The organism is Mycobacterium sp. (genome assembly GCF_032162605.1).
In the GTDB taxonomy this organism is placed as follows: Bacteria; Actinomycetota; Actinomycetes; order Mycobacteriales; family Mycobacteriaceae; genus Mycobacterium.
The window spans coordinates 1-7,219 of sequence record NZ_JAVROT010000313.1; the positions used below are offsets into that span (position 1 = coordinate 1).

Here is a 7,219-nt window from a genome sequence, read left to right on the forward strand (position 1 = left end):
GATCAACAACGACTGTACCGTCGGCTCCTTGCCGACGGTAGACCGCACCGCCGGCACGCATACCGCAGGTGTTGCCGCGCTGGTCGCCTCGGTCATGGACGAACTCACAGACGCGTGCGCCGCCATGGACTGGGCGGAGGACGAGATCGCACGGGCAATCCGCCGCCACTCGGACCATGCCGACGTCCTGTACCACTCGTTCGGGCTCATCCGGCCCCGTGAGATCGGTCCGGGCATGGGTGCCGAGTTCGTCTACCGCTCCCATGCGGCCGAACTGCTCGGCCGCGTTGCTGCCGGTGCCGACACCCGTCCGGCCACCGCGGTCGAACTGTGCCTCGTCTGTTGCGAGGCGAGCCTGCGTGCCCCGCTGCACGGCCCCACAGCCGGCCTGTATTTCCGCATGTGGCTGCGGGCGTTCCCCGACAGACCTATCACGGCAGGCCAGGGCGACGAACAGATCCATTACGAGAGCCTGTACGGCACACAGATCGACGACCTGCAACGAACCCTGCGCCAGAAGGCTGCCGATCCCAACCGTCAACTCCGCGACATCGACTGCGCCGGAAAGCACCACGGCACCCACGTCGCATGCCGGTACGCGACCGCAGCGCCGATCCCCGCGCCGATTGTCGTCGACCCCGGCACGGCCAACGGGCGCGCTGCCCGATGAGCGACGACACCCGGCTACAACTCATCAACCAACAGGCCGCCACCGGCACACCGACGCGCAGCGGTTGCCCGCAGCCCGTAGCACCCAGCAATCCGTCGGTCGTGACACAGCTGAGCACGCACGGCATCACCGCCGAGTCGCCGCAACGACGGCGAACCGGCGACCGCGTCCAGTTCTGCGATCTGGTCGACGCAGTCGGCGACCCGATTGGTGGTGCCTCGTGAGCACGGACGACCACACCGGCGGCGCCACCGTTCGCAGCCTCCTGGACCTGTCCACGGCACATCTGCCGGAAAACCTCGGCAGTCATGGACTGTCCGGCCACGACGGCGTCGTCGCCTACCAGCTCGAGTATGGCTGGCTGATGTGAATCCCCGCGGATCCGCAGGCGCACGCCGGCGACTATCCCGACCTGCCGCCCGAGGTGCTCGCGATTCAGCGCTACGCCCGCGGGTTGGGCTGCGACTACGTGCTGTTCGACGCCGACGCCGATCGGGTCGGCGACCTGCCCACCTGGGACCGGTAACCGCCAGACCAGCTACCCACCTCTTTGACCCTTCCGGGGACCGTGCCGGCCGCGTGCCGCAACTCCGGGAAGCCCCGGGGTGCCATGCGGCCCGGCGCTGCGACCCGGGGTGACCTACAAACTGCTCACCCTGCCCGGCACCTGGCCGGCACCCGGTCAAATCGGCTCGTGGGCGGCGTCCACCGACACGTTCAACCGCACACCTCGCCTACGCCCAGCAGGCAGCCACACACCTCGACAGCCGTGACCCGGCCTGCCGCCTCGTCAGCGTCAACCGCCACGGCGAACCCGCACCGCTCCACCCACCATCCGATTAGGAGATCCGGTGACCGTCACCGACCAATACCGGCGGGCGCTGACCGCCCGTGAACTCGACACCATCAGCCAACGCATCCGCGACGCCGCCGACACCGGTCAACTACTCAACGACGGCATCGGCGCCGTGTACAACGCGCTGCTCGCCGACACCGGCCGCACCCTGCACAGCTTCGGCGATGGGCGGCGCCTCGACGTCACCGCCTTCGCGATCCCCGCCACCCAATGGACGGCGATCGTCGCCGCGATCACCCGCCGCGCCCAGCAATGGGGAACCGGCCCCCTGCTCGCTTTGGAGTTGGTCAATCTCATGCCCTCGACCTACAACGACCCGAACACCCCCACCCCGGACCTGCCCCAGCCCGACTACCGCCCGACCACCTACCGGCTGCACGTACACCGCGACGCAGTCGACGTCATCGCCGCGTGCGAAGCCCACCTCACCGCCCTGCACGACTACTACGGCGCCACCTCCACCACCTTCCAGAAGGCGTGGCAGAGCTGGCACCACAACCTCATCGGCCTGTTCATCCGCAGCACCGGTGTCGACACCCACATCAGCAAAGACGGCCCCAGATCCCTGTACGTGCAGACCAGTAGCGGCCTCGTTTACGGGCTGATCTTCCACGGCGCCACCCGGCACTGCACCACCACCGGCTGCGCAGCTCTCATCGACGACACCGGCACCGCCCGACCCTCCCACAGCACCGCCACGGTCCTCAACCACCCCCACACCCCGTCCTACCCGATCGGAGCCCCCCAACCAGGCGAGTGGTCATTCCACTCATGACGCCCCGATGCCTGCACCATCCAAGGTGGTAAGCACTCAGTGATTCGTACAGCAACTCCACGAATCGTGTACTGAGGGCGTTACGGCGCGAAACGCTGAATCGTAGATCGGGAAGTGGTCCGTGCAGTTCAGCGACGGTCGACGGCCTGAACACTCGCCCCAACACCAGACGATCGACTATCGCACTGCCCCGGTTCTGGTGCTGTCGCACCTCGTCGACCCAGACCGTCCCTTATGGAGTCTGAAGTCACGAGGATCGATCGCTCTCCGAAACCCACCTTGCCTACACACGACGGCGGCCCGCACACCGACACGGGCGTCGCTGGCGAACCCTGCTGTTCCCACGGCCCGCGATCGCCGTGCGGGCCGGCTACCACGCACCATCCAGACCGGAAAGGCGGCACCCCATGGGCAAGCACGAAGCGCCCGAGCCGACCAACGTCCCCGAACCCCTCACCGCCTCCGAATCCAAGGCCCGGCTGTCCCAGCGGTTCGGCCGTCGCGCGCTGCACCCCATCACCCACATCCTGGCCTTGATCAGCCTGCACGTCGTGGCCCTCGGCCTGCTGGAAAAGACCCCATTACTGACCCTGCTCTTCCTGCACTGACGCCGTTACTCGCGGACCGCGAGGCCACCTACCCGATTCCGCTCAACCGCAGCCTCACTCGCACCGCTAGCGGTCCTGCGGCCACCCCGTTCCGCGTTCGACAACCCCGGCGCGGCTGCCTGCCCTGCTCGCCTGCCATTCGGCGGCGCCACCAGCCGCGAGCAAGTGACCGACACCAGCCGAGCCCCTCGACCCCGCAGTGTCGGCCCCATCGGCAACCACGCCTGCCCCACGCCCGCCGCTTCACGCCGACGGCGTTAGGGCGGCGGTGCGTCCACCACTCATCTCGTTGGAGGACGACGTGGCCCGCACGTTTCCACACGGCCTCGCTGACCGAGGCATCCAAGCCGTGGCGGTGCTGACCGTCTCCGGCCTGGCCGCCCTCGCCGCCTGGATCTCCTACCACCACATGCTGACCCTCGCCGAACAAGCCGACGAGCACGGCATCGACGCCCACGCTTTCCCGCTGACCGTCGACGGCCTCGACGTCATCGGCATGCTCGTGCTGCTCGCCGACCGGCGCAACGGCCGCCGCAGCGGCCCCCTGCCCTACACCATCCTGTGCGTAGGCACGCTGGCCAGCATCACCGCGAACATCGCGGTCGCCCCCGACAACCTCGTCGCCCGCGCGATCTCCGGCTGGACCGCGATCGCGCTGCTCGCCGCGGCGAAGATGCTCGCCCACCTATTCGAGCCCACCCATACCACCACGGCCCGGGCGAACAACCAGGACGAAGCATCACCCAGCGCGGCGACCGAACCGCCGTCGGTCGACGAGAGTCAACGGCCACCGGATCCGGTGGCCAGGCGCCACGCATCCCGGCAGTGGCGAGATCGGTATGACACCGCCCGGCGGCTACCCACCACCGACATCACCCTCTCCCGGTGGCGAACCATCTGGCACGCCACCCGGCACCTCGACACCGCCACCCGCGAGACCGCCGCCCAACACGGCGTCTCACTACGCACCCTGCAATTCATCCGCGCCGCCGGCGAAGACGGACACCTCACCGACGCACACCCCACCGAGCCGCCCACGCCGCCCCCACCGGGCCCGACCCCCGAATCCGAGCCTGCGACGCAAGAACTCCAACCCAACGGCGAACTCACCAGCGCCGTCACCTGAACATCCCACCAACCATCCGCCCGGGCGGCGGTCGCGCTATCACCGCGGCCGCCGCCTGGCATCACATCCACGGAGGAAACCTATGACCGGCAGAGCACTCGCAGGCATCGTCAGCGGCCTCTTCCTCGTCGTCGCCATCTGCGTCGGCGGCCTCAGTATCGGCGCCGCAAGCATCGCGCTCGCCGCCTGTGCCAACCCACAACCCGACCCCAGCAACGGATCGCCAGGCCCCGCCAACCCCGCACTGGCCTCGCTGTCCGGAACGACGTGGACCGGCGAGCAGATCGGCAACGCCGCCACCATCGTCGCCGAAGGCACCCGACTGCATGTGCCGCCCCGCGGCTGGATCATCGCCGTCGCAGTCGCCATGCAAGAATCCCGGCTACGCAATCTCAACGACCTCGGCGAAGCCAACGACCACGACAGCCTCGGCCTGTTCCAGCAACGACCCAGCCAAGGCTGGGGCACCCCCGCACAGATCCTCGACCCGCGCTACGCCGCCAGGAAGTTCTACCAACGCCTCACCGACGTACCCGGCTGGCAAGATCTTCCCTTGACGGTCGCCGGACAGCGGGTACAGATCAGCGCCTACCCTGACGCGTACGCGAAGTGGGAAGACGACGCGGTCGCCGTCGTCAACGCTGTAGGTTCCGGGATTTGGCGAGCAATTCCGGAAAATCTTGAGCAGTGCGTGAGCACTTGTCCGGCGGTATCGGACCGCGGAAGCTCGTTCGGTCCATCGGTTGCTTGCCCGCGCGGCGAGGCGGTACTGGCACGCGCAGCGACCTGGCTGACGGCGTGGAACGGCGGTCCCGTGCCATACCTGTCCAGCGGCGACCCGAACGACTGGTTCGGCGGGTACCGGCGTGACTGCTCCGGATTCGCCTCCATGGCATTGGGCCTGCCCGGGCCAGGACTGAACACGGCTGGACTGGCTGCTCAAGCCACGCCAGTCTCCAAATCCGCACTCAGCCCCGGCGATCTACTCATCAACCCCGCGCCCAACCTGGCCGGGCACGTGGTCATCTTCGAGCACTGGACCGACGCCACGATCACCAGTTACGTCGGGTACGAGCAGTCCGGGGATGGTGGCACCCATCACCGGGTCATCCCGTACCCGTACTTCGGTGGCAACCAGATGCGAACTTATCGATGGATCAACTGATACCTATTATTGGACTGTCGATTCCGTGCAACCCAAAGTGCACAGTCCATTCTCGCACGGGCCACGATGGGCCTCCGTCGGGTGCTAACATCCGTCGACCTTTCCGGTTGGACCGGTCACTCCGGGCGGAAATTTCGTTCTGTGCTTTCCGAGACAGACCCGTCGGACCCCTTCGGTGGTTAGGCCGACGGCGGTAGAAAAGTCGGCGCCGTCAACGTATGCGTTGGCCAACGCAGCGCCTGTCAAGTTTGCCCCGTTGAAGTTGGCGCCTAACAGTACCGCCTCTTTGAGATCGGCACCCTCAAGGTGGGCAAGCTGAAAGTCCGTCTCGTCCAGCGATGTGCCGGTGAGCAGGGCACCCTCCAGGTGGGCATCTCGCCAATAGGTGATTTCTATGTGCACCTCCTGGCCAGAAAGTCTTCTCAGGTCGATGACGCCAAACTTCGCGTCGCGTCCAAATCTCGGCTTGCCGATGTTTGGCCGATGTACAAGCGCCGTCAAGGCGGCCTGGACGTCCGGCGTCGGATTTCTGGGGGGATCGACCTTGGCGCGCGTGTGCTCGCGGACGAATGCGCAGAGCACGTCGACTATGGCCGCCTCATGGCTGTCGGCGTCGTGCATGACCTGTTCCAAGGCGTAAATTCCGCCGAGGCGTAGCGTTAGCTCCTTGCCGCCCTCTCGTCCAAGCTGGTCGATGGCCTGGCTGAACCGTTCGTTATTTCGCTCAGCGACCGTGAGCTTTAGCTCCGTGCTACCGAGCCGGTACGTCGATATCCAGCTGCCGCCGGCCGCGAGCGCCGCGAGCAGCGCGGCCACAGCGGCGATCCAGCTACCCCACGCCGCTCGTGTCGAGCCAGCCTTATCCGCTTCCTCCATGTCAGAACACCGTAGCGGTCACCTCGACCGTTCGCGATCGACTGCTCGGGCCGTCGACCGGGATGATCGATGCGCGCAATTCTCGCTGTCGACCAGTCCGACAAGCGGAAAGGCCATTGTGTGCCGACCCGAACGTCCAACACGATCGATCATCGAGCAGTTTGCCCTCGATCCGGTCGTGGTCGCCATGCTGGTGACCAGGTCTTCGCGGATCGCGTCCAGAGGCGGGTTCGTCACCTGGGCGAAACGCTGGCGGAAGTAGTCGTAGAACAGCCGCGGCCGGGTGGACAGCACGGCTACCGCGTGTCGGTACCCATCGAGCCGATCGGCTCGGCTTCGGTGCGCGCCATCGGTATGGAACGCGGCCAGGTGGACGACTACCTTGCCAGTGGGGTGCGGCTGACCCCACGACGGGGCGGTGTTCACCGTGATCGAGCTGGCGAGCCCCAGCGATCGGTGTGCACGGCGGCGTGCAGCCGACGCCGCTGGCGCCAACCGTGTCGCTCGAGATCAGGTACGGCTTGCAGGTGGCTGACCGGCCCCAGGCAGAGCCAGGCTATCGGGCGGATACCGGCCGGGACGCCCAGCAGCTGTCGGACGAACTCTTCGCGGTAGAACGACACCCAGCCGACCCCGAGCCACTCGGCGGTGGCGGCCAACCACATGTTCTGGACGGCCAGGCACACCGAGTACAGACCGGTGTCCGCGATGGCATGGCGCCCCAACACTGCCGGAGCGCCGCGCTCCGCGTCGTAGGTCACCACGATCGACAGCGTGGACTCCAGCACACCATCGATCTTGATCTGGGCGAACTGTTCGCCGTCCTCGGCGTCGAGTGTCGCGGCGAAGACGTCCCGCTCGTGGTGGACGTGCCGGTGGAACCCTTCGCGCAGGGCCCGGTCGTGCACCACGATGAAGTCCCACGGTTGGGACAGCCCCACGCTCGGGGCAGCATGACCGGCGCCGAGAACACGGACAAGGACGTCCGGGGCAACCGGGGCACCGGTGAACTGGCCACTCGCCGACCTTGTCAGCCGGGTCCGGGAGGCCGTCGGCCCGTGAGAGAACCCGCCGGTCGGCCGGCCGCACGTGCTGACCCTGCCCGCGGCGGTGGTGGCGGTGTTGTTCGGGTTGCGGCACAAC

General features: G+C 67.3%; 10 protein-coding genes and 1 pseudogene. 8 read left to right on the top strand and 3 right to left on the bottom strand.

Features of this window, described 5'->3' with window-relative positions:
* The 8 genes from QOI01_RS18000 to QOI01_RS18035 all read left to right on the top strand — a co-directional run.
* The coding region (locus QOI01_RS18000; RefSeq protein ID WP_526383277.1) for a hypothetical protein at positions 1–670 on the top strand (670 nt) is incomplete at its 5' end.
* Positions 667–894 (top strand): hypothetical protein, encoded by a 228-nt coding sequence (locus QOI01_RS18005; protein ID WP_526383279.1) that lies wholly within the window; start codon positions 667–669, stop codon positions 892–894. The genes QOI01_RS18000 and QOI01_RS18005, both read left to right, overlap by 4 nt.
* The gene (locus QOI01_RS18010) at positions 891–1,040 is read left to right on the top strand and encodes a hypothetical protein (RefSeq protein WP_526383281.1); all 150 of its coding nucleotides are present in this window, start codon (positions 891–893) and stop codon (positions 1,038–1,040) included. Before QOI01_RS18005 ends, QOI01_RS18010 begins: the two co-directional genes overlap by 4 nt.
* A complete protein-coding gene (locus QOI01_RS18015; protein ID WP_526383294.1) occupies positions 1,041–1,196 on the top strand; it encodes a DUF5983 family protein in 156 nt (51 codons plus the stop codon).
* Positions 1,197–1,521: 325 nt separating this feature from the next.
* A complete protein-coding gene (locus QOI01_RS18020; RefSeq protein ID WP_526383283.1) occupies positions 1,522–2,301 on the top strand; it encodes a hypothetical protein in 780 nt (259 codons plus the stop codon).
* A gap of 407 nt (positions 2,302–2,708) precedes the next feature.
* The gene (locus QOI01_RS18025) at positions 2,709–2,909 is read left to right on the top strand and encodes a hypothetical protein (protein ID WP_526383285.1); all 201 of its coding nucleotides are present in this window, start codon (positions 2,709–2,711) and stop codon (positions 2,907–2,909) included.
* A 268-nt stretch (positions 2,910–3,177) separates the two neighbouring features.
* The gene (locus QOI01_RS18030; protein WP_526383287.1) at positions 3,178–4,035 is read left to right on the top strand and encodes a DUF2637 domain-containing protein; all 858 of its coding nucleotides are present in this window, start codon (positions 3,178–3,180) and stop codon (positions 4,033–4,035) included.
* 82 nt (positions 4,036–4,117) lie between these two features.
* Entirely contained in the window at positions 4,118–5,200 is a 1,083-nt protein-coding gene (locus QOI01_RS18035; protein WP_526383288.1) for an NlpC/P60 family protein, read from the top strand.
* An 84-nt stretch (positions 5,201–5,284) separates the two neighbouring features.
* Here QOI01_RS18035 and QOI01_RS18040 read toward each other — a convergent pair whose 3' ends face one another.
* The 3 genes and pseudogenes from QOI01_RS18040 to bluB form a co-directional block, all read right to left on the bottom strand.
* Positions 5,285–6,076, bottom strand: a complete 792-nt coding sequence (locus tag QOI01_RS18040; protein ID WP_526383290.1) for a pentapeptide repeat-containing protein — start codon at positions 6,074–6,076, stop codon at positions 5,285–5,287.
* Between the two features lie 171 nt (positions 6,077–6,247).
* Positions 6,248–6,429: pseudogene (locus tag QOI01_RS18045) on the bottom strand (glutamate synthase central domain-containing protein); the annotation flags it as partial.
* Between the two features lie 69 nt (positions 6,430–6,498).
* On the bottom strand, positions 6,499–7,218 hold the full coding sequence (bluB, locus tag QOI01_RS18050; RefSeq protein ID WP_526383292.1) for a 5,6-dimethylbenzimidazole synthase: 720 nt from the start codon (positions 7,216–7,218) through the stop codon (positions 6,499–6,501).
* Position 7,219 lies beyond the last annotated feature (1 nt).

Excerpts from the sequence above, each read along its gene's own strand:
- QOI01_RS18005 (WP_526383279.1), top strand. The coding sequence starts at position 667 with ATGAGCGACGACACCCGGCTACAACTCATCAACCAACAGGCCGCCACC.
- QOI01_RS18025 (WP_526383285.1), top strand. The coding sequence starts at position 2,709 with ATGGGCAAGCACGAAGCGCCCGAGCCGACCAACGTCCCCGAACCCCTC.
- QOI01_RS18035 (WP_526383288.1), top strand. The coding sequence starts at position 4,118 with ATGACCGGCAGAGCACTCGCAGGCATCGTCAGCGGCCTCTTCCTCGTC.
- QOI01_RS18040 (WP_526383290.1), bottom strand. The coding sequence starts at position 6,076 with ATGGAGGAAGCGGATAAGGCTGGCTCGACACGAGCGGCGTGGGGTAGC.